This is a genomic window from Geodermatophilus saharensis (genome assembly GCF_900188205.1).
In the GTDB taxonomy this organism is placed as follows: domain Bacteria; phylum Actinomycetota; class Actinomycetes; order Mycobacteriales; family Geodermatophilaceae; genus Geodermatophilus; species Geodermatophilus saharensis.
The window spans coordinates 205,685-232,152 of sequence record NZ_FZOH01000004.1 but is presented as its reverse complement, the minus strand read 5'-3'; the positions used below and the strand labels follow the sequence as shown (position 1 = coordinate 232,152).

Annotated in this window: 22 protein-coding genes; 10 read left to right on the top strand and 12 right to left on the bottom strand. The window is 72.8% G+C overall.

Annotated elements, in window-relative coordinates; genetic code table 11:
- Positions 1-983: 983 nt before the first annotated feature.
- From CHC04_RS24940 to CHC04_RS24575, 3 genes are read right to left on the bottom strand one after another with little or no spacing between them, the layout of a single operon-like run.
- The gene (locus CHC04_RS24940) at positions 984-2,123 is read right to left on the bottom strand and encodes a sacsin N-terminal ATP-binding-like domain-containing protein (RefSeq protein WP_089404244.1); all 1,140 of its coding nucleotides are present in this window, start codon (positions 2,121-2,123) and stop codon (positions 984-986) included.
- On the bottom strand, positions 2,120-2,617 hold the full coding sequence (locus CHC04_RS24580; protein ID WP_217897335.1) for a PD-(D/E)XK nuclease family protein: 498 nt from the start codon (positions 2,615-2,617) through the stop codon (positions 2,120-2,122). The genes CHC04_RS24940 and CHC04_RS24580 overlap by 4 nt, the downstream gene beginning before the upstream one ends.
- Positions 2,614-4,830 carry a PGN_0703 family putative restriction endonuclease gene (locus CHC04_RS24575; protein WP_217897334.1) on the bottom strand — a complete coding sequence of 739 codons (2,217 nt, stop codon included), beginning with the start codon at positions 4,828-4,830 and terminating at the stop codon, positions 2,614-2,616. The genes CHC04_RS24580 and CHC04_RS24575 overlap by 4 nt, the downstream gene beginning before the upstream one ends.
- A gap of 743 nt (positions 4,831-5,573) precedes the next feature.
- Here CHC04_RS24575 and CHC04_RS12430 point away from each other — a divergent pair.
- Entirely contained in the window at positions 5,574-6,725 is a 1,152-nt protein-coding gene (locus tag CHC04_RS12430) for an SIR2 family protein (RefSeq protein WP_176449976.1), read from the top strand.
- 21 nt (positions 6,726-6,746) lie between these two features.
- On the opposite strand, the gene CHC04_RS12425 is transcribed toward CHC04_RS12430, so the two are convergent.
- The 5 genes from CHC04_RS12425 to CHC04_RS12405 all read right to left on the bottom strand — a co-directional run bounded on the left by CHC04_RS12425 (position 6,747) and on the right by CHC04_RS12405 (position 11,300).
- Positions 6,747-7,580 carry a hypothetical protein gene (locus tag CHC04_RS12425; protein ID WP_089404242.1) on the bottom strand — a complete coding sequence of 278 codons (834 nt, stop codon included), beginning with the start codon at positions 7,578-7,580 and terminating at the stop codon, positions 6,747-6,749.
- Positions 7,581-7,666: 86 nt separating this feature from the next.
- A complete protein-coding gene (locus tag CHC04_RS12420) occupies positions 7,667-8,338 on the bottom strand; it encodes an HD domain-containing protein (RefSeq protein ID WP_217897333.1) in 672 nt (223 codons plus the stop codon).
- A gap of 220 nt (positions 8,339-8,558) precedes the next feature.
- Positions 8,559-9,020 carry a hypothetical protein gene (locus CHC04_RS12415; RefSeq protein WP_089404241.1) on the bottom strand — a complete coding sequence of 154 codons (462 nt, stop codon included), beginning with the start codon at positions 9,018-9,020 and terminating at the stop codon, positions 8,559-8,561.
- The gene (locus CHC04_RS12410) at positions 9,017-10,444 is read right to left on the bottom strand and encodes an ADP-ribosylglycohydrolase family protein (protein WP_089404240.1); all 1,428 of its coding nucleotides are present in this window, start codon (positions 10,442-10,444) and stop codon (positions 9,017-9,019) included. The genes CHC04_RS12415 and CHC04_RS12410 overlap by 4 nt, the downstream gene beginning before the upstream one ends.
- Before the next feature lies 1 nt (position 10,445).
- Entirely contained in the window at positions 10,446-11,300 is an 855-nt protein-coding gene (locus CHC04_RS12405) for an ARPP-1 family domain-containing protein (RefSeq protein ID WP_089404239.1), read from the bottom strand.
- Positions 11,301-11,475: 175 nt separating this feature from the next.
- Between CHC04_RS12405 and CHC04_RS24160 the strand changes: the two genes are divergently transcribed.
- The 7 genes from CHC04_RS24160 (at position 11,476) to CHC04_RS12370 (ending at position 19,534) form a co-directional block, all read left to right on the top strand.
- Positions 11,476-12,675, top strand: coding sequence for an NUDIX hydrolase (locus tag CHC04_RS24160; RefSeq protein ID WP_176449975.1), 1,200 nt, complete (start codon positions 11,476-11,478; stop codon positions 12,673-12,675).
- Positions 12,676-12,784: 109 nt separating this feature from the next.
- Positions 12,785-14,425 carry a nuclease-related domain-containing DEAD/DEAH box helicase gene (locus tag CHC04_RS12395; protein ID WP_089404238.1) on the top strand — a complete coding sequence of 547 codons (1,641 nt, stop codon included), beginning with the start codon at positions 12,785-12,787 and terminating at the stop codon, positions 14,423-14,425.
- An 89-nt stretch (positions 14,426-14,514) separates the two neighbouring features.
- On the top strand, positions 14,515-15,645 hold the full coding sequence (locus CHC04_RS12390) for a hypothetical protein (protein ID WP_089404237.1): 1,131 nt from the start codon (positions 14,515-14,517) through the stop codon (positions 15,643-15,645).
- A 189-nt stretch (positions 15,646-15,834) separates the two neighbouring features.
- Positions 15,835-16,296, top strand: coding sequence for an HNH endonuclease (locus CHC04_RS12385; protein WP_141233782.1), 462 nt, complete (start codon positions 15,835-15,837; stop codon positions 16,294-16,296).
- A 165-nt stretch (positions 16,297-16,461) separates the two neighbouring features.
- Complete coding sequence (locus CHC04_RS12380; RefSeq protein WP_089404235.1) at positions 16,462-17,175, top strand: hypothetical protein; 714 nt, start codon at positions 16,462-16,464, stop codon at positions 17,173-17,175.
- Positions 17,172-18,335 (top strand): hypothetical protein, encoded by a 1,164-nt coding sequence (locus CHC04_RS12375; protein WP_089404234.1) that lies wholly within the window; start codon positions 17,172-17,174, stop codon positions 18,333-18,335. Before CHC04_RS12380 ends, CHC04_RS12375 begins: the two co-directional genes overlap by 4 nt.
- Before the next feature lie 53 nt (positions 18,336-18,388).
- The gene (locus tag CHC04_RS12370) at positions 18,389-19,534 is read left to right on the top strand and encodes an OmpA family protein (protein WP_089404233.1); all 1,146 of its coding nucleotides are present in this window, start codon (positions 18,389-18,391) and stop codon (positions 19,532-19,534) included.
- A gap of 27 nt (positions 19,535-19,561) precedes the next feature.
- Here the strand turns inward: CHC04_RS12370 and CHC04_RS12365 are convergent, their stop codons facing one another.
- Both CHC04_RS12365 and CHC04_RS12360 read right to left on the bottom strand, forming a co-directional pair.
- The gene (locus CHC04_RS12365; RefSeq protein WP_089404232.1) at positions 19,562-20,080 is read right to left on the bottom strand and encodes an HAD domain-containing protein; all 519 of its coding nucleotides are present in this window, start codon (positions 20,078-20,080) and stop codon (positions 19,562-19,564) included.
- Positions 20,081-20,124: 44 nt separating this feature from the next.
- Positions 20,125-21,333, bottom strand: a complete 1,209-nt coding sequence (locus tag CHC04_RS12360) for a hypothetical protein (protein WP_089404231.1) — start codon at positions 21,331-21,333, stop codon at positions 20,125-20,127.
- A 387-nt stretch (positions 21,334-21,720) separates the two neighbouring features.
- Between CHC04_RS12360 and CHC04_RS12355 the strand changes: the two genes are divergently transcribed.
- Positions 21,721-22,152, top strand: a complete 432-nt coding sequence (locus CHC04_RS12355) for a hypothetical protein (RefSeq protein WP_089404230.1) — start codon at positions 21,721-21,723, stop codon at positions 22,150-22,152.
- Positions 22,153-22,329: 177 nt separating this feature from the next.
- Here the strand turns inward: CHC04_RS12355 and CHC04_RS12350 are convergent, their stop codons facing one another.
- Complete coding sequence (locus tag CHC04_RS12350; protein WP_089404229.1) at positions 22,330-23,415, bottom strand: hypothetical protein; 1,086 nt, start codon at positions 23,413-23,415, stop codon at positions 22,330-22,332.
- Positions 23,415-24,611, bottom strand: a complete 1,197-nt coding sequence (locus CHC04_RS24155; RefSeq protein WP_217897332.1) for a hypothetical protein — start codon at positions 24,609-24,611, stop codon at positions 23,415-23,417. The genes CHC04_RS12350 and CHC04_RS24155 overlap by 1 nt, the downstream gene beginning before the upstream one ends.
- Positions 24,612-24,933: 322 nt before the next feature.
- On the opposite strand from CHC04_RS24155, the gene CHC04_RS24570 reads away from it, so the two are divergent.
- Complete coding sequence (locus CHC04_RS24570; protein ID WP_217897331.1) at positions 24,934-26,442, top strand: endonuclease/exonuclease/phosphatase family protein; 1,509 nt, start codon at positions 24,934-24,936, stop codon at positions 26,440-26,442.
- The last annotated feature ends 26 nt before the right edge of the window (positions 26,443-26,468 follow it).

Sequence of the window (26,468 nt, the reverse complement as noted above, 5' to 3'; positions counted from 1 at the left end):
GTCGGCTGGCGCCCAAGAGCCGTTTCGGAGGGGGACGAGCAGCCGCATCCTGCTGATCTCCCGCCACGGGACCTCGTCCCGCGTGGTCGAGAAGCGGAAGGTCCACTGCAGGACGTCCTGGGCGACGGCCGCCTGACGGCGGTGCAGGACCTCGGAGATGACGGGCAGCAGCGCGTCCGCGCGGTACTCCTGCACCAGGCCGTCCTCGAGGAGAGCGCGGCCCGGTCGCTTGCTCGCCACACGACCTGTCCGGGGGTTCCAGTCGATCGCCTGCGACACGAAGAAGACGTTCTGGCGCAGCCGCGTCGGGAGCTTGATGTCCTCCGCTCCACCGGGCTCGTCGCCGGTCGACCGTGGCGAGAAGAACGCCTCGGCCCTGCGTCGGGGGTCCTCCGCCCCGTTGCACCGGCGGACCGCTCCGTGATCGTCGATGAGGATCTTGCGGCCGCGGAGCACGGCACGGTCCGGGACGACCGCGGCGAGCTCGTCGTAGAAGGTGCCCCAAATCTCCGGCGGGGCTCCGCGCTTCCCCAGGCTCCCAGCGACTGCCTCAGCCCAGTCGGCGACGACGCCGGGCCGCGGAGCGAGCTCCCGGCCGGCCAGCACACGAGCCGCGGCGTCGAGTCGCGCTGCCCGCTCGGGGGACACCCGCAGGACGAGACGGGCGCCGGCGTGCCGGACCAGCTCCTCGCCCGTTAGCACGGATCGATCGTGGTCGGCCCACAGATGTGCGGTCGCCAGGGATCCCCTCGCCCGCTCAGGGGCCTGCAGGGGGACGACGTCCGCTGTGGCGACCGACGATCCGAGTCGCTCGAACGCCCGCACGATCCGCGCGTGCTCCGGCCTGCGCCAGGAGAGGAGGTCGATCAGCGACTCCGGCGGTACGGGGAGCTCGTCGTCGGCAGGGGTCAGCAGGAGCCGCGCACCGAGCTCGGCGACCTGGTCCAGCAGCAGGTCGTTGAGCGGCACGGTGGCCTCGAGGTCTACACGGGCCAGGCGCGCGAAGAAGGGAGCATTGACGTGCGCGGGGAGCGGCGCCACCGCGTCGGGTCCCATGGGCAGGAACGTGTAGAGACGGCCCTCGGCGAGCTCCTCGTCGAGCCGCAGTGCCAGGGACACGCGGATCTCACCGGTCCAGTCGCGCCACCCGTCGCTGATGTGACCCCCGGCGATGCTGCGGTCGACCGCGTCGCGGACAGCGCCTCCGGCACGGCCTGCTCGGCGAGCGCCCAGGTGCCGGCGTAGCCCAGCTCGACACGGACCACCGTGGCCGGCCCCGACCCGGCATGGTCAGCCTCCGTGCGGAGCAGCACGCTCTGGCTCGCGGTCTCCCCCGACACGGTCTCGACGACCAGCTCGGCGACGCGGCGCAGGAACAGCAGGACCGGCGGGCCGTCGGTGAGCTGCTCGATCTGCGTGCGCGCGTCGTCCGCGGTCTCGGCGCTGGTCAGGGGCAGCCGTACCACGGTGACGTAACCGGAAGCGAAGAGCTGGCGGACGGCCTCGGGCAGATCGGGGCGCGGGGCCGGGAGGCACAGCGGGAAGACGTCGCGGACGACGTCCTCGGTGAGCCTCTCGACGTCGTCGGCTCCGTGACCGAGCGCCTCCAGGGCGCGCGCGATGTCGTCGTCCGCGGCGAAGCCGAAGCAGTAGCCCCGGGCCTCCGGGTCGGGGGCGTCGTGCCGCAGCGAGAAGACCTCGGGTCGACGGCTCAGCTGCAGGACGCTCTTGAAGCCGATCCCCTTGTTGCCGATGCCCTCCTCGGGCCGCTTGTCCGACCGGGCGATGTCGGTGATCGCGTCGAAGTTGCTGTCGGAGAGGCCGCGACCGCTGTTGGCGACGTAGAGGACGCCGTGTGCCTCCTCGTCCTCGTCCAGCCGGATGAGCACCCGGCCGGCCCGATCGCCCGGTGCCTGGGCGTCGTGCGCGTTCTGCAGCAGTTCGACGAGCGCCCGGTGCTCGTAGTCCCGCACCGCGTGCTCGGTGAGGCTCTTGAGGCTGGCCGACTGGTTCCAGTCGTCACGGGAGCTGAGATAGGAGCGCAGTCGCCCGCGGGTCTTCTCCTCGACCCGGTCGAGGACGTCGACGGTCGTGCCGTCCTGGGCGTCCCGGAGGCCGGTCACGACGCGGTCCCGGAGAGGGGGACCACGACCGCCGTGTCCGGTGCAGCGAACACGAGCACGGGATCGACGGGCTTCCCAGTGGCTGCGGTCAGTCCGGAGGCGTAGGCCAGCTGCTGAGGCGCGTAGTACCGCGCCCGTGCGGGGAGCGCGCCGGCCGGGATGGCGTCGGTCTTGTAGTCGACCACCACGAGGGAGCCGTCGTCCTCCCGATAGACGAGGTCGACGTAGCCCTCGAGCACGGTGCCGTCGGCCTGCACCGTGCCGACGTACATCTCGCGCCAGTGCTCCCGCGCGGCGGCTCGCTGGACGACCCGCAATGACAGCGCCGACTGCACCAGCGCCGTTACCACGTCCGCGTGCTCCTCCACGCCCTCGGTGACGCACTGTGAGGCCACGGCCTCCTCGAGGCCCGTGCCCGTGGCGAGGTCGATGGCTTGCAGCACGCCGTGCACCGCCCGGAGTTCTTCCAGCGCAGCGCGGCCGTAGCCGGTCACGCGATGTCCGCCGAGTAGCGGGCGACGTAGTCGTCTGAGGTGACCGCCGGGTCGCAGAAGACCGCAGGGTCCAAGTGGCGGAACCGGTCGGGCCGGCGCAGCAGCCGCGTCCAGACCTCGTCGACCGTCGAGCCTGCCCGGCGCTGGCTGTCCCGGGTGAGGCTGGCCTGGTAGGCGCTGTTGCCCGGCGGTAGCACGTGGACGACCCGCACCGCCGAGGCGCCCAGCTCTCCTCGCGCCTCCAGCTCGTGGGCGAGGAGCTGCTGGCGCATCAGCTGGTAGAAGGGCTCTGCCAGCATGTCCTCGAACGGGACCACGTCCGTGTGCAGCGGGCCGTCGTCCGCCGCCCACAGGTGGTGGTAGCGCTGCCGCCGCACGGCGTCCTTCGCCGGGTCGGCCGGGCGGCCGCGCCGGTACTCCTCGGTGTACTTCCACTCGACGAGCGCGAGCTCGGTCTCGCCTTCGGACGTCCGGTACAGGAAGGCGGCGTCGACACTGGTGTTTTGAGCACCGCGGGTCCGGCTGCCGCCCCGCGCCTCGCCCAGGACGTCGGCCGAGCCGATGAACTCGAACGTTAGGTGACGTCCCGGCTCGATGGGCAGCACCTCGGCGACATCGAGGACCGCGCCGAACGCCTTCTGCAGCCGAGCGGGGTCACGGACCATGCGGGTGAGCGCGTTGACGCACTGCACCTGCGAGGACAGCAGGTGGTTGCCGGGCCCGGCGCCGTGGCCCCGGTGCCAGGGGATGCCCAGCTCGGCGAAGAGGGACAGCGCCTCCTCGCGGACGTCGGGGAGCAGGTTGGCCGCAGCGTGCTCGACCGGCAGGCAGAAGGGCAGCGGAACGGACGACGGGCCGCCCCAATACGGCGCCGGGCGACGAGCGTCATCCGGCAGCGCGACGGTCCGCTTCTTCCAGCGGACGGCCGTCGCACGGCAGGCGGTGCGGAAGGCGTCGTCACCCGTCCTGGCGGGCTCCGTCCACTCGGCGGGCACGGTCCGCTCGGCGGGGGAAACCACGGACGGGCTCGCGTCCGGGCCGAACCAGTCGGTCACGGCCTGCACCGACCAGGCGACGTCGTCGGCGAGGGCGGCCAGCAGGGCGGCGCTGTACCGGGACAGGGCGACCTGGCCATCCGCGTCGGCACCGACGACCAGGTCGAGGACCAGGCGGGCCGCCGGCGAGGCACCGAGACGGTCTGCGAGCACGTCGCGGTAGGCCTGGGCCCAGGTGAGGTAGTCGAGGCCCTGGAGCACGAGGAGGGCGTCGTCGTTGCTGGCCAGCTTGGTCTCGACGACGCGCAGGTCACCGTGACCGTCGAGCCCCAGCAGGTCGACGTAGCCGCGGCTCCAGCGTGCAGGAGTGTCGCGCGGACGCCAGGCCGGCACCTCGCGGAGCGCCGGCTGCTCGATGCCGACCCGGTGGGGGCGGCGTCGCAGGACGGCCTGCAGCCAGTGCTCGTCGGGACGGTGCAGCGACCCCTCGCCCGGTTGGAGACGCCGGGCGATCCCCGCCTCGACCGCGGCCCTGACCTCAGTGAGCTGCTCGTCGGTCAGCCGGGTTCCGTGATCCAGTTCGAGCGCGAGGGGTGCGCGGTCGTCGGTACTGCCGTGGATGCCGGCGAGCACACGCACCCCGCCCCGCCGGCCGCGGACGGACAGCACCCGCTGCCCCGAGCAGTGCCACGCGCGCTCGTTCTGCCGGTGTGCGGAGTCCAGCCGGGAGTCGCGGGTCGCCCAGTCGACGAGCAGGTCGACCGCACCGGCACGGGCGCCGAGGTGCAGGGCGGTCGACGCGGCGGTGAAGTCCGTGCGGACGTCGCCGTCCTCCAGGCGTGCGCCGAGGGCGGCGATCGCTGCCGTCCGGTCGAGCACGGGTGCCGGCCGGACTGTGGCGCCGTCGTGCAGCCACAGCTCGGGACGGTGCGCGTCGCTGAACCAGGGGATGCGCTGTGCGGTGGCCGTGGAATGGGCGTGGGGGAGGGCCAGGACGAGCCGGCGGTCACCGGCCCAGGTCATGCCGTACGCCAGCGCCAGCTGGACGGCATCACCTTCCTGCGGTCCGGCGACGACGAGGAAGCGGGTGTCGTCGGCGAAGTAGGCGAACCGGTCGGACTGGCCGTCGGGTGAGCGCTCCGGGACGCCGATAGCCGCCGCGATGAAGGGTGCGACTTCCTCGTTGAACGAGGTGCGCTCAATGTCGCCACGCGTCACGGTCGGTTCCTCTCGACGTGCGGTCCTGGCCTGACGTACCGCCGAAAGGTAGGTGGGCCGGATCCGCGACATCGCCGCCCGATGGGGTGTCCGGGACCGCGGCTGCACAGGGGACGGATGGGGCGCAGGTGCTCCTCACGGAGTCTGGACGCGCCTGATGCGTCCTGGCTGGCTCCTCGAGCGCGCCGAGGAGGTCAGGAACCTGCCGGCGCCATGTGTGGCAGCGGCCCACCGTGAGGGTAGCGGGCTGATGGCTGTCCGTGGTGCCGCGACAGGATGCGGGTGTGGCAGCTCATGTCTTCGTCGTCCCCGGCACCCTCGACGCGCTGCACTGTGACGACGTCATTGTCTCCACGGACCAGCGCGGTCCAGCGGGCGTGCGGCGGCGCTGGTGGCGCACCCTCGGCTGGGACAGCGCGGTTCCCGAGCGGCAGAGGATCGTGCCACTGGACGATGAGCGCAGGTACCTCCGACTGGATCCTCACGGTCGACCTGGCGACGGGCCGTCACGCTGGTTGCTGCACGTCGGTGCGTTGGCCGGTGGGGACGTCGAGTGGCTCCGAGACGGGATGCGGCAGGTCCTCCGGGCCGTGGGGGACTCCGGTGAGAGGCCGACAGGGCGTCCCCGACGGATCGCGCTTCCCGTCATTGGTGTCGGTGGCGGTGGCCACGGGAGGCAGCGGGGCGCCGTCATCCGCGGCCTCCTCGAGGAGGCGCAAAAGGGGCCAGACGGTCTGGACGTCGTGATCGTCGCAGCTAGCCGATCGGACTACTCGGCCCTGCAGGCGCAACGTCGCGCCATGGGCCTCCCTCCGCTGCCCGGCCGACAGGACGGGCTGGCCTCGCGTCTGGCTGAACGTGCGCGCAGCGGGGACCTTGCCCTGTTCATGGGTGCCGGTACGGGTGTCGCGGCCGGACTCCCCACCTGGCGCGGGCTGCTGTCGGCAGTGGCCCGACGGATGGACGTCCCGGGCGGAGTTGATGCCCTCATGCGGCTCAACCCGCTCGACGCAGCGGAGGTCCTGCGTCGGCTGGCCGGTGCTCCGGCCAGCGGAGGAGGCCGCCGGCCGGCTGGCAAGAGCCTCGGTGAGCACGTCGTCGACGCCCTCGGCAACCCGACCCGGTACGCACTCGGACACGTACTGCTAGCGGCATTAGGTGTCGAACAGGTAGTGACCACCAACTTCGACGACCTGTATGAGAAGGCGGTCAAGGCGGTGAACGGCCGGGACGTCCCCTTGGTCCTTCCGGGCGCAGACGCGCGGACCACGCTCACCCAAGGCCGCAGTTGGCTGGTCAAGATGCACGGCGACGCCCGGCGGCCGCACGACATCGTCCTGGACCGCCGTTCGTTCGTCCGCTACGACGCCACGCAACGTCCACTAGCGAGCGTCCTCCAGGCGACATTGATGACAAAGCACCTCCTCGTCGTCGGCGCCTCGATGACCGACGACAACGTCATCCGCCTGGTGCATGAGGTGGCTTCCCTCAACGAGGACCATGGCGCCAGGACCACCATGGGAACCCTGCTGATGCTCGAGCGGGACGACCTCACGGCCCGCCTGTGGCATCCCGAGTTCGAGTCGGTGGCCGTTGGTCCTGCGGCTCCCCCTGAGGAGTCGGACGATCAGCGCCAGCGGCGGTTGACGGCCGCCGGTCGCGATCTCGAGATCCTCCTCGACCGAGTGGCGGTCCTGGCGTCGCGCGAGTCGGCGCACTTGCTCGACCGCAGGTATGCCGACCTTCTCGACGATCCCGCAGAGCGGGAGCTAGCGGAGGCGCTGGCCCGGCTGGAGGGACAGGTGCGGAAGGTCGCCGGGACGACGCGTCGGACGTCTGAGTGGCAGGAGGTCTTGGACGCGCTCCACCGGTGGGGTGCGCACGAGGGCCCGTGACCCGGGCGACGCCGATCGCTGTCAGGCGCCTGCCGGGGCCTGGTCCTTGGCCCACCACAGGAACGCGGATGCGTGCTGGAGGTCGGTGAAGCGCTCTCGCAGCAGGCCGACCAGGAGATCGTTGCTCCAGGCGACCAGTCGCCCGATCGTCCACGAGACCTTCTCGCGTGCCGGCAAGTCCAGGCCGTACACGAGCAGGGCGATCTCCTTCTTGCCACCGGATGGCGTGGAGTACTTGAGGATCGGCAGGAAGCGGTTCGGCTCTACGACGCAGAGGACCCGGGTGAGCAGGGACTCCTTGAAGCCGACCATGCCCAGGCCCCTGCGCTCCTCGACGAGGTCGGTGAAGCGGTCCTCGAGTCGAGTGCCGGCAGGACCGCGGAGCAGGTGGTCGATCGTCCGCCGGAGCCGCTGGGCGGCCTTCTCGGTGCCCATCTCGTTCCAGCCCTGGTTGAACACAGACATGTTTCCGGGATGAGCCCCGACGCTGTTGTTGGCGAACGCCTTGAGGTCCTCCGGATCGGCCTCCCACAGGCCGTCCTCGCTGAAGATCTGCTGGTACTTCGCCCAGTACGGAGCTACCTGCGGGTCCGTCTGCGGTTGCGTCTCGAGAAAGGTGTCGATCAGCGCTTCGACGCGCTGGCGGACCTGGGGGCGCACGTCGTCAGCCGTGGGGAAGGCGCCTTTGAGGCTCTCGTAGCTGGCCGCCAATGCCGGCTTGGCGGGGACGAGAGCCTCGCCGCGTACCCACTCGTGGTCGCAGGCAAGGCAGCGGACCACCAGGCGACCATCGGGGAGCTTCTCGACCCCGTCGAGATCGCCGCTGTCGCAGACCGGACAGGTGGGCAACGCCATGTCGGGGCCTCCGCAGGTGAGTCGGGTGATCGCCGCAGCGGGCGCACGCTGGATGAACTGGCTGACGACGAGGGATCAGGGCGCTGTCATGCCTGGTGTCGCGTGGGGAGTTCCGTGGCGACGGACGCGCGGTCGGCGCCGGCCGCGGCCAGCAGGTCGTCGACCGCCCGGTGCAGCGCCACGGTGATCGAGTGACCCGGCAGCCGCTGCGCGACCGCCTGCTCGACGCTCGTGTAGTACCAGAGCAGCTCGTCACGTGAGGCGTTGAACGTCTTCCAGAAGTCCTGCCCGTACCGGCGGACGTCTGCGGCGATGCACAGCCCGTTGTGCGTCTTGTCCGCTGCGGTCACGAGCAGGGCGTCGAGGGGCTTGTCACTCAGCCCGGCGACGTACGGCCGCTTCCGCTCGGCCCACGTGCCCCTGCGGTTGCCGTCGGCGTCCAGCCCGTCCGAGCAGGCTCGCACTATGTCCGCGACGTCCTCGCCGAAGCGCTCACGGATCTCGGTCAGGACCGTGCCGCCGGTGCCCTTCGGCGCGTCCTCGACGGCATCGTGCAGCAACCCGGCGATCGCCTGGTCCTCGCTGCCGCCGTGCTCGAGGACCAGCGCGCTGACGCTCATGAGGTGCGTCAGGTAGGGCACCCGCGAGCCCTTTCGCAGCTGCTTGCGGTGGTGCTCCGACGCGTATGCCAGCGCCTCGTCATAGCGGCTCGACAGCGGGCCGCTGCCCATCTCCTTGCGCTCCTCGAGTGTCGTCATCCGTCCCGTCCTCTCATCCCTCGGCCACGGCCGCGCCGACCGTCGCCATGTCGTCGTCGTTCATGGGCCGCCCGGACGGCGGCCGGCTAGCTGTCGGGGTCGTCGCCCTCGGCTTGCCTGATCAGGTCCGGCGGTCAGTAGCGCACGGCCCTCATGTCTTCGGTATCCGGCACACGGGTGACGGCCGATGACGACCGACCGCCGGCCGCGGCCACGTCCCTCAGGCGCACGAGAAGCACACGCCGCTCGGGGAGAGCGGAACGTGGTGCACGGGACAGAACTTCTCCGGCCGTTGCGACGCCGCTGACTTCGCACTGCCGCTGTGGCTTGACATCGGCCCCGCGGCCTTCCAGTCGTAGGCAGCAAGCGCCCAACTGGTCATGTCGTTCGTGTGCTCGGCCAGGACGTCGGCGCCCACTCGCAGGTAGACGGTCGACTCCTTGTCCTGGAGTGTTGCGCCCTCGATCTGCAGTGCGGCCGTGCCCGCCTTCTCCGGCGGCAGCGCGATGGAGACGCGGTTGCGGTGCAGGTAGACGGCGATCTCCGACTGCGGCGGGGCGAGGCTGACGTAGTCGTCGCGCCGGCCGGCGTCGACGGACCGCTGCCGGGCGATCGCCAGGGCGAGCGCCCTGATCGCCGGGGCGGGGTCCAGGTCGTCGAGGTGCTCCTGCAGCGTGCTCACACGTCCTCCTCGTCGGTACGGCAGTCGCGGCGGTCGGCCAGCCGGTGCAGCGCCGCGGTGAAGCTCTCGTTCCACAGACCGAGGTGCGGCCAGCGCTCGCGGACGGACTCGGTGGCCTCCTCGACGTCCATGCACTTCTCGCGGATCAGCCAGGCGCAGAGGATGAAGCCGGTGCGCGACGCCCCGCCGTGACAGTGCACGAGGACGCGGTGCCCCTCCTCACGGAACGCCTTCATGTCGCCGAGGACGTCGTCCAGCAGGCCGTCGAGATCCGGATTGTGATCGTCGTCGGTCAGGTAGACCAGCCGGTTCACCTCGTGGGGGAAGGGCTCGCCGAGCCGGCAGAGGGAGACGACGGCGAAGTCCTCGTCGGCGTACCGGGCACCGTCCAGGTCGGCGGCCCAGAGGCCGTCGATGACCTCGGTCGGGCCGAGCCGCTGTGTGGGGCCCGGGTCGTACGTGACCAGCGGGCCGCCGTCGAGAGCGGTGGCCAGCTCCTGCAGCCCGGCCGGCCGCCACACTTTGTCCCCGTATCCGGGGACGGTGCCGTGCACGGCCGTCGCCCAGCGCGCCGGGATGCCGGTGATCCCGTACACGGCCCCGGCGAGGCCACCGGCGACACAGGCGACCGTGTCGGTGTCGCCGCCGAGGTCGATGACCAGCCGCATGACCTCGGCGAAGTCCCTGCCGCGCCGGAGCGCCCACAGGGCCTGACCGAGCGTCGGCCACACGGCGCCGTTGGACTCGGTCGCCTTCCGCGGCGTCCAGTCCTCCGCGAGGACGGCGGACCACTTGCCGCGGTGCTCCTCCGAAACCAGCGACAGGGCCGCAGGGACGGCGGCCAGCGGGTCGCCGTCGTCGAGGGCGACACGCACGAGCTCGTGGAAGACGGCGCAGCCCTCGCCGGCCGACGGGTCGCCGTGCGTGAGAGCCGAGATGCGCCGGGCGGCGTCCACGGTGGCCTCGGTTCCGAACCGGGAGAACCAGATGGCCGCCGGCGTCGTCCGCATGAGCGACCCGTTTCCGGCCGCGCGACCGGTCCGCGCGAAGTGCTCCGCCGCGGCCTGGTCCCACGGCAGGCCGGAGCGGAGGACGGCGCTGGTCTGGATGCCGACGTCCGGCGGGCCGGCCGCGGCCCAGGCGCGGAAGCGGTCGAAGACGTCGGCCTCGTAGAGCCCCCCGTGCTCGACCAGCGAGGTGGCCACGAGCAGCGCCATCTGGGTGTCGTCGGTGAACTCGCCGGGCTCCCAGCCGAGTGAGCCACCACCGCGCATCTCGGTGCGGGCCCCACGGGCCGGGGAGGGGAAGTCGGCGGAGAAGCGGCCGGGCGGTCCGAACTCGAACGGTGCGCCGAGGGCGTCGCCGACGGCCGAGCCGACGAGGGCGCCGGCGACTCGGTGCCGGCGGGAGAGGGGGGCGGTCATCTCAGGCCTCCAGGACGAGGGCGGTCAGGGCGACGGTGCGGCCGTTCCAGTGCAGGGTGTCGACGCGGACCCGGGACCCACCTTCGAGCCGGCGGCCCAGCCCGGGCGTCGGGACCTCGCGCAGCGGCGTCCGTTCGACCCGCTCCGCGAGGGCTCGGGCACGGGCAGCGGGCATCCGGACCGGTGGTGTCCCGACGGCGTCGAGCGCCGCAGCCTGCAGCAGGGCGTCCCAGCTGTCGAGGAGGGTCGTCCTGCTGTCGTACAGGTGCAGGGCGGCGGGACGGCCCCCGATGCCGATGATGACGCCGCGCTGGCCGGCCAGGGGACGCAGTCCGGCAGTCAGGTCGCGGGTCGCGGCCTCCACCCGGTCGAGCCGCTCGGGCAGCGACTCGGTGGCCGAGGGGCCCGCGACGGCGTCGTATCGAGAGACCTGGGCCCAGACCTCGCCCTGGGCGTCGTCCCTCCGCGTCGCGGCCTGCACGGCCAGCGGCGCCCGGCGGGCACGCCGCCGGTGCGCCGAGAGGTCCGTGTGCCAGCGGCGCGCCTCGACGCACCGGCTGGACACGGGCACCACCTGACCCGGCGGGACGAGGAGCGTCTCGGTGAGGACGCGGTGCTGGGCGCCGCCCTCCATGAGCTCGCCCTCGACGAGGAGCGCGGGCCGGGTGCCGCGGTTGCGCACGAGCAGCCGGTCGATCCGGGGCGTGGGCAGCTCCGAGACCTCGACCGAGGCGCTCGTGCCGCTCAGGTAGCCGCGCGGCGTGGACGGCCAGTCGCTGAACAGAGGGGCGATAGACAGTGCACCGCGTGCCTCGACCTGCCCGCAGTGGATCCGGGTGTCCAGGGAAGTAGTCATGTCGTCCTCCGATGGCTCAGAAATACTGAGAGCGGGTGGAGCGGTGCCTGCAGGTGTCACGGTAGAGCGGGGGTCTGACACTTTCCGCAGAACTGCTCGGTGTGGAGCGACCGGTCGGCCGAGGGATCCTGCGGAGGGGGAGCGACTTGGCGCAAAGTAGCGCTATCCTAGGCCCATGGTCAACAGGAAGCGCTCCGGGTACCGCGACAGCTCGGGGCGGACGCTCCAGGACTACCCGCGTCCGTCGGTCGCCGTCGACACCGCCGTCCTCACCGTCGACCGTGCCCAGCAGCGCCTCGAGGTGCTCCAGCACCTCCGCGAGGACGACGGCGAGTGGGCGCTCCCCGGTACGTTCCTCCACCCCGGGGAGACGTTGGAGGCAGGGGTCCGGCGGTCACTGGCCGCCAAGGCCGGGCTCGAGGAGGGCGCCCTCAGCGGGGTGCACATCGAGCAGTTGCGCGTCTTCGACGAGCCGGAGCGCGATCCGCGCGGCTGGGTCCTGTCGGTGGCGCACCTCGCCGTCGTCCCGCGGAGCCGGCTCGAGCCGGTGCTGAGCGACGGCCGGCTCCGTCTGCGGCCGGTCGACGACGTCCGCGGGCTGACCTTCGTCGATCACCCGGCGATCGTCCGCGTGGCCGTCGACCACCTCCGCCGGGAGTACGCGGTGCGACCGGACCCGGCCCGCCTGCTCGGTGCGGACTTCTCCATCCGGGAGCTCTTCGACCTGCACAGCGCCGTGGCCGGCCCACCTCGGCCCGGCGAGCAGCGGCCGTCCATCGACACCTTCCGCCGGTACATGACCCAGGGGGGCTTCATCGAGCAGGCGGAGGGGACGACGGCGGACCGGCGCGACGGCCTCATGGGCGCCCCGGCCCGCCTCTACCGGCGGAGCGCGGCCGCTGCGGCCGAGACCGCGGTCGTGGGGGTGCGGCCGACCCGCCCGACCCGCACGCCGTCCCGCTGGCTGACGCCCGACACGGGCAGGTGGGCGGAGCTGTTGGAGCAGCACCGAGTCCGGCCCGCCCTGCGCACCCTCCTGACCAAGCTGGCGGCCCGTACCCGCCTGGTGGTCACCGACCGCCCGAGCTACCTGACGCTGCACCCCGCCGAGGACCGGCCGGTCGCGGCCTACGTCCACGCCCACCGCATCTCGATGGTCCTGGACCCCGCCGATGCTCAGGCCTTCGCCGAGGAGGACCCGGCGGTGCGGGTGGAGCAGGTCTCCGCGCGGTCGTGGCACGTGCATGTGCCCGACGTGGCGCTGCTGGAGAAGGCGACCCGTCGTCGCACGAGGGCGCACCTCGATCGCGCCCTCGCCCGGTCGGCCGGTGGTACCGCGAAGGGCGGTCCGTCCGGCGACGGACCGCGCTCGTGAGACGCCTGGGACCCCGCGAGACGTTCGACGGCGACACGGGCGTCGCGTGCCCCACCGTCTCGGACGGCCCTGTCACCCTCGACGGCGGGCCGACACCACGGGGGTGCACATGACGGCGCGGGTCTTCCCGGCCGAGCCGGTCTTCGAGTCGCACGCGGAGCGGGAGTTCGCGGAGGCTCTGCGGGACCAGTTGCCCGACGACGCCGTCATGGTGTGCGGTCAGCGGTTCAGCGACCGGCGCGAGGACCGCGAGGCCGACGTCATCGTCGCCTGGCCAGGCTTCGGGATCGCCGTCGTCGAGGTCAAGGGCGGCAGCGTCTCCCTGCAGGGCGCCGAGTGGCGCCAGTCGAGCAACGGTGTGGACCGGCGCATCCACCCGGTGGACCAGGCGGTGCGCTGCAAGTACCTGCTGCGCGACTACCTGCGCCAGGACCGTCGGTGGCGGGCCGGCGACCCGCGGATGGTCCACCTGGTCGCGCTGCCCGCGACCGTGGTCCCCGACGGCTTCGCCGCACCCGACGCCCCGCGGTGGACGGTCATCGACCGGACCAACCTGGCGCAGGCCGCCGCCCGCGTCGCGTCCGCGCTGCGCCAGTGCGAGACGGAGACCGAGCCGCCGACCGCCGACGACGTCGAGGCGTTCGTCGACTGCCTGGCCGGGGTCGGCATCCCGCAGCAGGACCTCCTCGCCCAGCTGCACGAGCGCGAGGCCGAGTGCGACCTGCTCACCCGCGACCAGGCGCGCGTGCTCGACCTGCTGGAGGGCAACCGCCGGGTCGAGATCCGCGGCGGGGCAGGCTCGGGCAAGACCTGGCTGGCGCTGGAGAAGGCGCGCCGTCTCGCCGTCGCGGGGGAGCGGGTCGCCGTCATGTGCTACTCGCGCGGGTTGGCGGAGTTCCTCCGCCGGCGGGTGGCCACCTGGCGGCCGAGGGAGCGCCCGGCCTACGTCGGCACGTTCCACGGCCTCGGCATCGACTGGGGCGTGCCCGCGGGCACCGACGACGACAGCGGCTACTGGGAGCACCGCCTCCCCGAGCAGATGGTCAGCCTGGCCGGAGCCCTCCCCGAGGACGAGCGCTTCGACGCCGTCGTCATCGACGAGGCGCAGGACTTCGCCGAGAGCTGGTGGCCGGCCGTCGTCGCGACACTGCGCTCACCGGAGGAGGGGCAGCTCTACGTCTTCGCCGACGAGGGGCAGCGGGTGTTCGCCCGGCAGGGCCGGCCGACCGTGGCACTGACGCCGGTCAACCTCAACGAGAACCTGCGGAACACCAAGCAGATCGCCGGGACGTTCAGCAGCCTGACGCCGACCCAGATGCGCAACCGCGGCGGCAACGGCGTGCCCGTCCGGTTCGTCCCGTGTGCGAGTGAGGACGCCGTCGGTGTGGCCGACGACGCCGCCGACGCGCTGCTCGAGGAGGGCTGGCCGCACGAGGCGGTCGCGCTGCTCACGACCTACCACCGCCACCCGGTGCAGGTCGAGCGCCAGCGGGACGGGCAGGACGCCTACTGGAAGACCTTCTGGGAGGGCGACGACCTGTTCTACGGGCACGTCCTCGGGTTCAAGGGCCTCGAGCGGCCGGCGGTCGTCCTGGCGGTCAACGGCTTCCGGGACGAGGCGCGCGCTCGGGAAATGCTCTACGTGGGCCTGTCCCGAGCGCGTGACCTGCTCGTCGTCTGTGGCGACCTGGAGCTGATCCGCCGCGTGGGCGGCGAGGCCGTCGTCCGTCGGCTGACCGACGGTTCCTGAGTCAGCGCACCTCGAGACGTCCTACGGGTCGTCGTCGCATGGCACGCTGCGCCGCCCCATTGCACGCCACGACTCGAGGTGAGGCTGACTTGCCGCTGAACACGTCGCTCGCCGTCACTCGCCCCTACTCGGAGCGGCCGGACGCGGACGATCGCGAGCTCTCGGCCGTCAGGCTGGTCCAGGCGCTCCTCGCGGCCCCGGACCTGCTCGTGACCCACCGCAACGAGATGCTGAGGATCGCGCTCTACAAGTACACGGAAGCGCGAAGCGGCAAGTTCGGGCTGCGCTATCGGACCGTCGCAGTGGCCGACACCGCCGTGCCGGTTCCCGTGGTCCACGAGCACGTCCGCCCGCGCCAGGCCGTCGTTGCGGACCTGTGCGCTGTAGGTGACCCGGTACTCGTTCCCCTGATCCTCAGCACCGCAGTCACCTGCCTGGTCACTGACGCCGAGCACAGTGTCCTCAATGCCGTGCCGACGTCGGTGCACGGATGGGCTCGTTACGCCGCCGCAGGGCTCAAGGTGGTCGACCACCTCACCGGCGACGTCGTCGATCCCGCTGTAGAGCCGATGATGAGCCCCGTCGTCGACCTCGACCGTCTGTCGTTCCTGCGAGGTGGAGGTGCGACACCAATCGCTCTTCTGATGGCGTGCCGCCTGGTGAACCTGCAGACGAGCATGGCCTGGGCGGGGTACGCGGCAGCACGGGACTCGAACAGTCCGATAGGGGACTGGCTGAAATCTCGCATCGACACCGGGTGCGAGACCGGGCTGGCGCCGATCACAGCGGCATACCGACTGGGCGCCAGGATCTTCGACACCGCAGTCCTCGCAGCCGCGTCGGACGCGATGGAGGCCGTGTCGACCGGCGTCCTGGGGCGACGGCAGGCAGCTGACCAGCTCGTCCGGACACTCGAGCGCGACGGCGCCCGCCTCCCCCGAGGCGATGCAGCGGTGCTCGCCCGCGCGGCGCTCGAGGCCTCGTGTGCCGATCCTGTGCCGCCATTGCACGAGGTGCTGCGGCGCGCTGACCTGCGATGGCCGCGAGGGGTGGGGGAGGACGCGGACACCTACTCGGTTGTCGACGCATTGACCAACCGGTACAGGGAACCCCTGCTGGACCTCGCTCTCTCCATGTACACATTGCGCCTCCGCGGAGCTCTGCCCGTACCTCCGCCGGGCTCGGTCGTCGACTGGCTCGAGCAGCGCCTCCCGTCCTGAGCGCGACGCCGCGAACCGCGGGGGTGGCGACCTTGCGGGCTCAGGGCACGAGCAGCCCGTGCACCACACGGGTGAACCTGCGACGCCGCGCTCAAGGTTCCTGGGCCCGGCATCGACGGCAGGAGGGTGACGGAGCTCCTTAACCTGGGATCTGGGGTCGAGCTAGCCGGCGACGTCTTCGGTGGCCTGATGGACGGCATCCTGGAGCAGGCCGCGGCGGAGCCGTGGCTCGGTGCGCTGGTGGGCCTGCTGCTCGTGCACGCCGTCGTCCGGAGGATCCCGGGCCTCCTCCACGGGCGGAGCCGTCGCGACCCGCAGCGGTGCTTCCTGCGCGCTGACAAGCGGCTGATCCTCCGGCGTGCCGGTCACCGCTGCGAGCACCACTCCTGGCTCGGCGGCCGGTGCGGGGCGACGGAGGACCTGCAGGCCGATCACGTGCACCCGCACAGCCGGGGCGGGTCGACCAGCGTCGCCAACGGACAGGCCCTGTGCCCGCGGCACAACACGCGCAAGGCGGCGCGCGTGCTGTGGGACTGGGAGCTCCGTCGACTCGAGCGCCGGCGCGCGGCCTACTTCCCGGCCGGTGCTCCGACCGCCGTCGTCCGCCACGCGGACCGGCCGGCACCGATCGGCCCTCCCTACTTGGGATGACGGCAAGCGTCGACGAGGGTCCGCGGGTTTACGACACGAATACGTTCCGGTCGTCGTCCGTCCCCGTCGTGTGTCACGGCGCGTCCGGCGACCAGGGGAGCCGTCACCCACGAGCACCCCTCGTGTCATCCAACTGCGGGCGGTGCGCCTGGGACAGGAGCGAGCGTGGCCGGGCTCATCACCGATCAGGTCGACCTCGGTTACCGCACCCTGCGCATCCCGTGGCGGCGCCAGCTCCGGCTGCGCTGGTACGCCCGCACCGACCGCCGCGCCGGCCTCCCGGTGGGCCTCGACGCCGCCAGCACCCCGGTCCTGCACGAGCTCGTCGCCGAGTTCGGCGACGCCTGCGAGCGGGAGCGCACCCGGTACCTCGCCGACGTCGACGACCTCGTCGTCCGCTCCGGTCAGGTCGAGGCGCAGCTGTCCGCCCTCACCAGCGCCCTGGTGCGCCAGGCCGCCGAGGTCGAGCGCTGCGCCCAGCCGCCGAGCGAGCAGTGGCTGGCGATGCGCTACCCCAACGAGGACGCGATGTCCCCGGCGGCCACCCGGGAGCGCCGGGCCGTCGCGCACCGCCGCCAGCTCGACCGGGCGCGCGCTGCGCACGCCGACCTGCAGGCGCAGCTCGACGCGGCGCTGGCCGACCAGGCCGACCTGAAGGCCCGCCTGCGGAGCAAGGCCGACGTCGCCCGGTCCCGCGTCGTCCGGCTCAGCGAGTTCACCAACCGCCAGGCCGCCGTCTACCGCCGGGCCCTCATCCGTCGGCACGCGGAGCGCGACGAGCTGGTGCGCCGGTGGAGCACCGACCTCGCCCGGCCGCCGGCCTGGGCCGCGGGGGACCCGTCCTTGCCGACCCACGAACCCCAGGGAGTCCTCGCGTGAGCCGTCCGTGGTCCCGTTCCCCGCAGCACGGGCAGCCCGCCGTCACCATCGACGTCGCCTGGCCGCCGGCCGCGCGTTCCGACGTGCGCGAGGACGTCCGGGGCCGGGTGGCCCAGCTCGCCTCCGCCGGCTCGCTCGACGCCGCCAACGGGGACGTCCTCGACGCCTGGCTGGAGGGCACCCGCCGCACCCGGCGCGCCGTCGCCGAGGCCGAGCGCACGCAGGCCGCGGCCGCCGCACAGCGCGACATCGCCCGCCTCGAGGCCGAGGTTCTCGTCGCCGACCAGCGGCTGGAGTCCGCGCAGGCGGAGGTCGAGCACACCGAGCGCATGATCGGCATCCTCGAGGCGCAGCTCCTCGAGCCGGCCGAGCGCGCGCCGGTCGAGTCCCGCGAGCGACGCCGCCGCCCGCGGCCCACCCTGGACCCGCTCGAGGGCCTGGTGCGGCGGCCCTGGCACAGCGCGATCGTCATCGTCCTGCTGCTGCTCGCCGCGGCCGGTGACCTGGCCACCTTCTACATCGTGCTCGCCACCGCCTACCGCGAGGCCGGCGAGCTGATCATCGGTGCGCTGACCGCCGCGTTCGCCGCCGCGTCGGTCGGCCTGATGCACGGCATCGGCCGGGCGGTGAAGGACCTCCGCGAGGCCCGCGGGGGCATCGGCCGGGTGGCCATCGCGCTCATGACGGTCGGCTGGGTGGCGCTCGGCAGCGTCGCCTTCTTCTTCCGGCTCGAGTCGGAGGACGCCGGCGCCACCACCTCCGGCTTCGGCGACGCCGCGACCACGACCACCGGCACGGACCCGCTGCTGTCGGCCGTGCTGCTGGCCGGGCTGTTCCTCGCCTCCGGGCTGCTGGCCTACTACGCCGGCTTCTCCGAGCACCACCCGCGGATGAAGACCTACCTCGCCCTGCGCAAGCGACTGCCGAAGCAGCGCCGGGACGTCGCCGTCGAGACGCGGGCCGTCAACGACGCCCGGCAGAAGCTCGAGCTTGCCCGCGGTGACGCCGAGCGGGCCGCGGAGCGGACCCGCGCCGAGCTCGTCCGCCTCGACGCCGAGATCGACGAGCTCAAGGAGCTGGTGCGCGTCGAGGTGGCGGCCCACCTCGGCCTGCCCGAGGCGACGACGGGTCTCGTCACCGGTCGCGCCGTCACGTCCTGAACGCTGCTCGCACATCCAGAACGGAAGAACCGCACGTGTCGACGTCCCGCCCTGTGCGCCGCCTGCTGACGGTCGCCGCCTCGCTCTCCCTCGTCGTCGGCCTGGCCGCCTGCGGTGGGGACGACGGCCCCGACCCGACCGGTGGCGTCGCCTTCGTGGTCGGTGCCCGCAGCAACATGCCGGCCCCGCACCTGGACGGCCGGGCGCTCGAGGCGCTCGACACCGCGGTCGAGGACCAGTCGCTGGTCTCGATCGTGGTGGCCGACGGTGAGCCGTCCCTGCTCGGGACCATGCAGCTGGTCGCTGAGGGAGCGAACGGCCATGCTCAGGGGGCCAGCCGCGCGGAGAACCGACGGTTCGTGGTCGACGGACTCACGTCGGCGCGGGCCGACGACGAGGAGACCGACCTCCTCGCCGCCATCGACATGGCCCTTCGGAGCATCTCGTCGGCGTCCGGTCAGCACACGGTCGTCGTCATCGACTCAGGCCTGTCCACGGCAGGAGCCTTGGATCTCCGAGAGCCAGGTCTGCTCGACGCCGATCCTGATGCGATGGCTGCTGACCTGAAGACGGCCGGCCACCTACCGGACCTCGAGGGAGTCACGGTCGTGCTCCAGGGGATCGGGGACACCTTCGCGCCGCAGGCTCCGCTCGACCGGCCTCAGCGGACGCAGCTGGCAGACGTGTGGACCGCCATCGTCCGGGCTGCCGGGGCTGATGACGTCGTCGTGGAGGAGTCCCCGCTGACCCAGCCGCCGGTCGGTGTGCTCCCCGTGGTCACGCCGGTGGAGGTGGCCGACGCACGGACCTGCACCGTCACGCTCACCAGCAACGACGTCCGCTTCGCGGCCGACAGCGCGGAGTTCCTCGACCGGGACGCGGCCGTCGGGGTCCTCGCCCCGCTCGCGCGGCAGCTCGGCACGCCCGGCGTCTCGGCGGTGCTCACGGGCACGACGGCGGATGTCGGAGACATGGGCGGGCAGGTCGCGCTCAGCCAGAGCCGCGCCGAGGCCGTGCGGTCACTCCTCGCGGAGCTCGGAGCCCAGCAGGACGCGATGGCCGCCGTCGGTCTCGGCAGCGACTTCCCGGAGTACGTCGAGGACCGCGACGCCAACGGGGACCTGGTCGAGGAACACGCCGCGCAGAACCGGAAGGTCGTCGTCCAGCTCGTCGGCGGCGCCGGCCTCACCTGCGGCTGACCGGGTCCGCGCGCGACTGCTCGGTCGCTACAGCCACGCCTCGATCTCGTCCAGCTGCTCGTGGGTGAGGCCGACGTAGAGGTCCGGCGCGACCACCAGCACGTGCGGGTTCGCGGCCAGCCAGTCGCCGGTGTCGGCGGCCTGCTCGGCGAGGTCGTCGTCGATCCACACGATCCGCCGGTCCGGCTCGGCCGCGGCCACCTCCTGGGCGACGGTCAGCTTCCACCAGCCCGACGCCCCGCCGAACACGCCGAGGAACCCGGTCGGCGCGGCGTCGGCGCGGGCGTGGGTGCGCAGCCCCCGCGGCAGGCCCATCGGCTCGGCCAGCAGGCGGTCGGCGTCGGTGGTCCAGGTGGTCAGCCACTGGATCTCCACCCGGCCCGACTCGTGCAGCTCCCGCAGCCGCGCCGTCACCGTCGGGTCCCACGACAGCACGAACCCGTTGAACGTGCCCCGCCGCCACCCCTCGGGCAGCTCCCGGCGGGGCGTGTTGAGCACACCGTCGACGTCGAGCAGCAGGATCGGGCGGTCACCGGTGGAGCCCATGCCCGATCCTGCGCCCGCGGGAGGCGACCCGGCGACCGGGCGGCTCAGCCGAGCAGGACGGCCAGGTCCTGGTACTCCCGCCCGTCCAGGCACGCGACGCCGGCCGCCAGCGCGCTGCCGTCGGCGGTCAGCGCGACCGGCGCGGGGATCCCGTCGTCGCACAGCGGCACCTCCGCCACCGTCTCGCCGGTGGCGAGGTCCACGGTCGACAGGGCCACCCCGTCCTCCGGCGAGCCGTGCTGCACGTACGCGTGCTCCTCGCCGGGCCCGACCACCAGGTCGATCCCCGGCCCGGGCAGCGAGGCCGAGTCCGCCACGGCGCCGTCCCGCACCGTCACCAGCTGCGCCGACCCCGTCTCCCGGTCGCCGGCGAGCACCGAGACGAGCACGGCCCCGTCGGACAGCACCTGTAGCGCGTAGCCGGTGCTGTCCTGCTGCTCGACCAGCTCCACCGGCGCGCCGACCGGCCGCAGGTCCGCGTCGTACGTCGCCAGCACGACGCCGTCCACGGTGCCCTCGGCGTCGCGGTCGACGCTCACCAGCGCCGCCAGCCCGCCGTCCGGGCGCAGCGCGACGTCCCGCGCCACAGTCTGCCCCGGCGTCGGCACCTGCAGCTCGGCGGACGCGAGCACCTCTCCGGTGGCGACGTCGACGGTCGCCAGCCGGTTGACGGTGTCCCCGTCGACGTACCACTGCAGGCTGGCGGACAGCGTCGCGCCGTCGGGGGAGAGGACCCCGCTGCCGGTGTCGGGCGTGCCCAGCTCGGCGTCGGCCGCGACGCGCACCACCCCCGGCCGGTCGGCGCCCGGCGCGAGCACCGCGAGGGCGAGGTCCTGCTCCCGGCCGCCGTCGCCGCTGCCGGCGTCCCCGCGCTCGGGCAGCACGGGAGCCAGCGCGACCACGGTGCCGTCGGGCGCCACGTGCACCTCGCCGAGGTCGGCGAACGGGGCGCCCTGGACGGTGCGGCCCACGGTCAGGCCGTCGTCGCCGGGGACGAGCTCGACGAGCACGCTGCGTGGCGGGGCGCCCAGGTCACCGGTGAGCAGGGCGACGAAGCCGCCGTCGGGCATGGCGGCGATGTCGGCGAGGCGCACGTCGCGCTCCACCGCGGCGTCGACCTGCACCCGCCCCACCTCGTCGGTGAGCGGTCCGGCGTCGGCGGGCGAGGCCGGACCGGCGACGGCGGCGGACGAGCATCCGGCCGCGAGGACGGCGGAACCGAGCAGGGCGGCGCGGAGCCGGGACGGGCGCATGGGGCGGAGCTCCTGGGGTGCGGGGATCGACGGAAGCACCCTGCGCGGCCGCGCTTGCGAGCCCCTTGCGGATCACCTCGCCGCTCCGATCCGTGCGCAGCAGACCCAGCCGCTCTGCCCCTTGCTCCTTAGACCGTAGTGCTGCGGTGCGTCGTGGCGCCGAAGCCGATGCGGCGGCTCCGTGCTGTTGGCCAAGGTCGCGTCCACAGGAGGACGCTGGATGAAGCAGAGCCAGTTCGACACCTGATGGGGAACAGGGTGAACAGGGGAGTTCTGAGCCTCGCGGCGCCAGTATTGGCCGCTGTCATCACTGTGGGGGGCGCGTGGTGGAGGGAATCTCGACAGAGACGTAGCGCGGAGGAGTACCAGCAACGGCTCCTGAGTCGGGTGAAGACCGAGATGGAGATCATTGACATCTGGATCAAGGCGCAGGCTTCCTTAACTCCTTCATCCCAGGTACCCGAGGGTGTGGCAGATAAGGCCCGTCGTGATCTGGATCAAGCATACGAGCGGATGCTCGCAGTTGGCCCCGAGCGGCAGCGTTCCGTGTCGCTCAGGACTGCCGTATCACGCGTATTGCTCCGCCATGTAAGAGTCACGCCAGCGACTCGTATCCTCCGCTACGTCTACTACATCTTGTTATTCATGGCCATCTTCTGGGGTTCTGTCGGCTTCTCGCAGCCTGGGGCCTGGCGAGGTGTGGCGGCGATCTTCGCAACCCTCACGGCTTATCTGATCCTCGCCGTGTTGCCGGCGCTGATCGTCGCGTGGATCGTCGTCTCCATCTCTAAGCGCCACATCTCGGCTACGGCTCAATGACGTCAGCAGCCGTCAAGCTCGACCCTGCGATTCGCCATGTAGCCGTGCCGGGGTTGGATTCGTCTCGCGAAAACATCGCAAAGATGGCTCGGCGAGGCGGATGGACGAATACGTCGGCCTCAGCCACCTAATGTCCCGAATCGTGTCGGCTACCCTTGCGGCCGGGGCACCGGGATCTCAGTCGAGCAGGTACAGCGCGGTCCCCTCGCCGGCGCAGTCGGCGCCCGCCACCAGCGAGTTCGCGTCGGGAGCCAGCGCGAGGTCCGCGGCGCTGCCCAACAGGCTCTCGCACAGCACGACGTCGGCGACCAAGGCGCCGGTGGCGAGGTCGACGGCGGCAACGGCGGCCCCGTGCTCCCTGCCCGTGTAGGACAGGTACGCGAGCCGCTCGCCGGCAGCGACGGCGATCCCGGCCGCGTGACCCGGCGCGGCCCACCGCTCCAGCACCTCGCCGTCCCGCACGGTGACCAGCTCCGCGTCCCCGCGGTCGCCGGTGAGGGCGACCGCGGCCAGCACGGTGCCGTCGGCGAGCACCTGCAGCGCGGTGCCGGTGCCGGTGGCCTCCGGCAGGTCGTCGGCCAGCCCGACCGGCTCGCCGACCAGCCGCAGGTCGGCGTCGTACTCGGCCAGCGCGACGCCGTCGGCCCGGCCGTGCACCAGCGCGGCCACCCCGCCGTCCGGGCGCAGCGCCAGCCCGTCGGCCACCGGCGGCAGCACCGCGTCGACCTGCAGCCCGGCGCTCGCGGTGACCGTCCCCGTGGCGACGTCGACGGTGGCGAGCCGGCTCCCGGCGGCGGTGTCCCACGCGAGGCTCGCGTACAGCGTGCGGCCGTCGGGGAAGAGGACGCCTGTGGCGTCGTCCGGGGTGCCGAGGTCGGGGTCGGCGGCGACCGGGACCACCTCGGCCTGGTCCGCGCCGGGCCGCAGGACGATGAGGACGACGTCGCGCCGCTCGCCCGACACGACCGGGCCCAGTGCGACGACCGTGCCGTCGTCGGCGACGTGCACCTCGCCGTCGGCATAGGAAGCGATCCCGGTCTCCCGGCCGGCGGTGGGGCCGCTGTCACCGGGGACGAGCGCCACCAGCGCACCGTCGTCGCCGGTGAGCAGCGCGACGAACGAGCCGTCGGGGAGCGCGGCGACGTCGGCGAGGCCCGCCAGGTCGACCCGCCCCAGCAGGTCGCTGAGCGCGGCCTCCTCGGCGACGGCGGAGCAGCAGCCGGTGGCGAAGAGGGCGGCGACGAGCAGCGAGATACAGCGCATCAGCCGAGCAGGAACAGCGGGTCGGCCTCGGCGCCGCCCGGGCACTCGGCGCGGGCGGCCAGGCTGCTGCCGTCGGCGGCGAGCGCGAGCTCCGCGCCGGTGCCGAGCCCGTCGCAGAGGACGACGTCGGCGACCACCTCGCCGGTGGTCAGGTCGACCGTGGCGACGGCGGCGCCGTTCTCCTCCCGCGTGTGGTTCACGTAGGCGTGTCGTCCGGCGGCGTCGACGACGACGTCCCATGCCTTCCCCGGGATGGCCGTGCCGACCAACGCCTCGCCGTCCCGCACGGTCACCAGCCGGTGGTCGGCGCCGTCCTCGTCGACCCGCAGCGCGACCACCGCGGTGCCGTCGGGGAGCACCTCGAAGGTCTCGCCGAGGTCGTAGGACTCGTCGGGCAGCACCTCGACCGGGTCGCCGACGGGCTGCAGGTCGGCGTCGTACTCGACCAGCTGGGCGCCGGACTCCGCGCCCGTGCGGTCGCGGGTGTTCTGCACCAGCGCGACCACCCCGCCGTCGGGTCGCAGGGCCAGCTCGTACACGACCGCGACGCCGTCGGTCTCCACCTGCACCTGCTCGCTGGCGACCAGCTCACCGGTGGCGACGTCGATCGCGGCGAGCCGGTTCACGTACCGGTCCACCTCGACCTCCCAGCGAAGGCTCGCGTAGAGGGTGGTGCCGTCGGCGGACAGCACGCCGGTGCCCTCGTCGGGCGTGCCGAGGTCGGGGTCCGGGGCGACGAGCGCGACGTCGACCTGCTCGGCGCCCGCGGGGAGGAGGGTGACCGCGAGGTCGAAGCCCGCGCCGTCGGCCGACACGACCGGGCCCAGCGCGACCACGGTGCCGTCGGCGGCGACGTACACCTCGCCGCCCAGCCCGTCGCCGGCGTAGGCGGCGCCCTCGGTGACCCGGCCGACGGTCAGGCCGCCGCCGCTCGGGAGCAGCTCGACCAGGACGCTGCCCTGCCGGTTGGCGGTGCCGAGGTTGCCGGTGAGCAGGCCGACGTAGGAGCCGTCGGGGGTGGCGGCGACGTCGTAGAGATCGAGCGTGTCGTCGACGGTGGCGAGGTCGAGCCGGCCGGTGATCTCGGTGAACGGCCCGGCGCCGGCCGGCTGCGCGGAGCCGGCGACGGTGGACGAGCAGCCGGCCACGAGGACGGCGGAGCCGATCAGCGCGGCTCTGGAGCGGGTCGGGCGCATGTGCGGGGCCTCCTGGGCGGTGGGGTCCTCCGCACCCTCGGCCGCGGGGCTTGCCATGGACTTGCCGATCACGTGGGCCCGGCTTCAGCCGATCGGGAAGGCCGCCTCCCGGGGTACGTCTGCTGCACGTTCCTCGGTCAGCCCTGTTGACCGCTTTTCCTGCACCTGCCGAGGACCGTCGCCGCACCGACCTGGTGGTGCACGGCGTGACTCCCGGGCCTCACGGTGCACGTGCGAGCGCTCGCTTCTCGCGTGGTGCCACTGTTCCGGAACTGCGAGGGGTCAAGGTGTCCCGGACCTCGACCCGTCCGTGAGGAGCACCGTGCGCATCGGCACCTGGAACCTGGATCGCTGCCCCAGTTCGACGTCAGAGAAGGGGCAGGAGGTCGCCGCCCGTCTCGACGAGCTGAAGGCCGACCTGTGGCTGCTCACGGAGGTGCACCGGGATTGGGACCCGCGTGGCGGGACCTTCGCCGTGTCGCGTCCGCGCAGCTTCGACCCGGACGCGCCGAAGCGCTGGGCCGGGGTCGAGACGTCGCTGCCGCTGACCACGCTCCCGTCCCAGAGCGAGCACCCCGGCGAGGAGGGTCTCGTGTTGGCCCGAGTGCAGGTCGACGGTCGGGACGTCCTGGTCGCCTGCTCGGTCCTGCCGTGGAGAGGCGCGGAGCAGTACTGGTACGGCCTCCCGGACGGCCAGATCGCGCAGTTCCACTCCGTGCTGGAGCACCACGTCGAGCGCATCCGCACCGAGCGACGTGAGGACGAGCCGCTCGTCTGGGGCGGGGACTTCAACCAGGCGCTCCGACGCCCGGTCTACGGGGGCACGGTGGAGGGCATGACGGCGCTGCAGTCGGCGTTCGAGTCGCTCGGGCTGGTCGCGCTCACCGTGGACGCCGAACACCGCAACGGGCACATGCGCTCGATCGACCACCTCGCCGTCAGCGAGCACTTCACCGTCGCCTCGGCGGAGACGCACCGCCTCACCTGGTCCGACGGCAGGAACCTGAGCGACCACGCCGCCTACACGGTCGACGTCGAGCTGACCGGTCCGGACACCGGGCCGGGTCCGACCGCGGTCGCCACGAGGGACGAACGGTCCAGGTGGACGTCGTGGGCCGGCGTCCGCGGCGTCCTCAGGAAGGGCGAGCAGCCCCCTGCCGACGACGACCTCGACGACTTCGACGAGCAGTCGGTCGTGGCCAGGGCGGGGCAGGAGCTCGTCGAGCGGCTGCTGCGGACCGGCATCGACGGCTTCGGCCCGTTCAAGCCCGCGGCCGAGTCCGCCCGTGAGGCGCTCGAGGGCCGCACGCCGGAGCAGGCCGTGAGTGCGCTCATTCGCAACCACTGCGCGCTGGCCGGCGCCCAGGGCTTCGTGACCAACGTCGGTGGTCTTGTCACGCTGCCCGTCACCCTGCCCGCCAACGTGGGGGCCTCCTACCTCGTCCAGGCCCACTTGGCGGCGTCGATCGCCGCCGTCCACGGGCACGACCTGGGCGGCGAGCAGATGCGGTCGGCCGTCCTGCTGTGCCTGCTCGGCAACGCTGGGACCGAGGTCCTCAAGAGGGCCGGCGTGACCGTCGGGACCAAGATGAGCACGGCGCTGATCAAGCGGATCCCGGTCACGGTGATCCGGGAGATCAACAAGCGTGCCGGGTTCGCGCTGGTCGCGAAGTTCGGGACGAAGCGGGCTGCGCTCACGCTTGCGAAGGGCGTCCCCGTTGTCGGCGGCGTCATCGGCGGGGGGTTCGACGTCGTCGCCACCCGGGCGGTGGGCGCCTACGCCGACCGGACCTTCCGGCCTGTCGTAGCGGACGACGTGCCTGTGTCGTAGCGCGGCGCGGCGACCACGTCGCACGG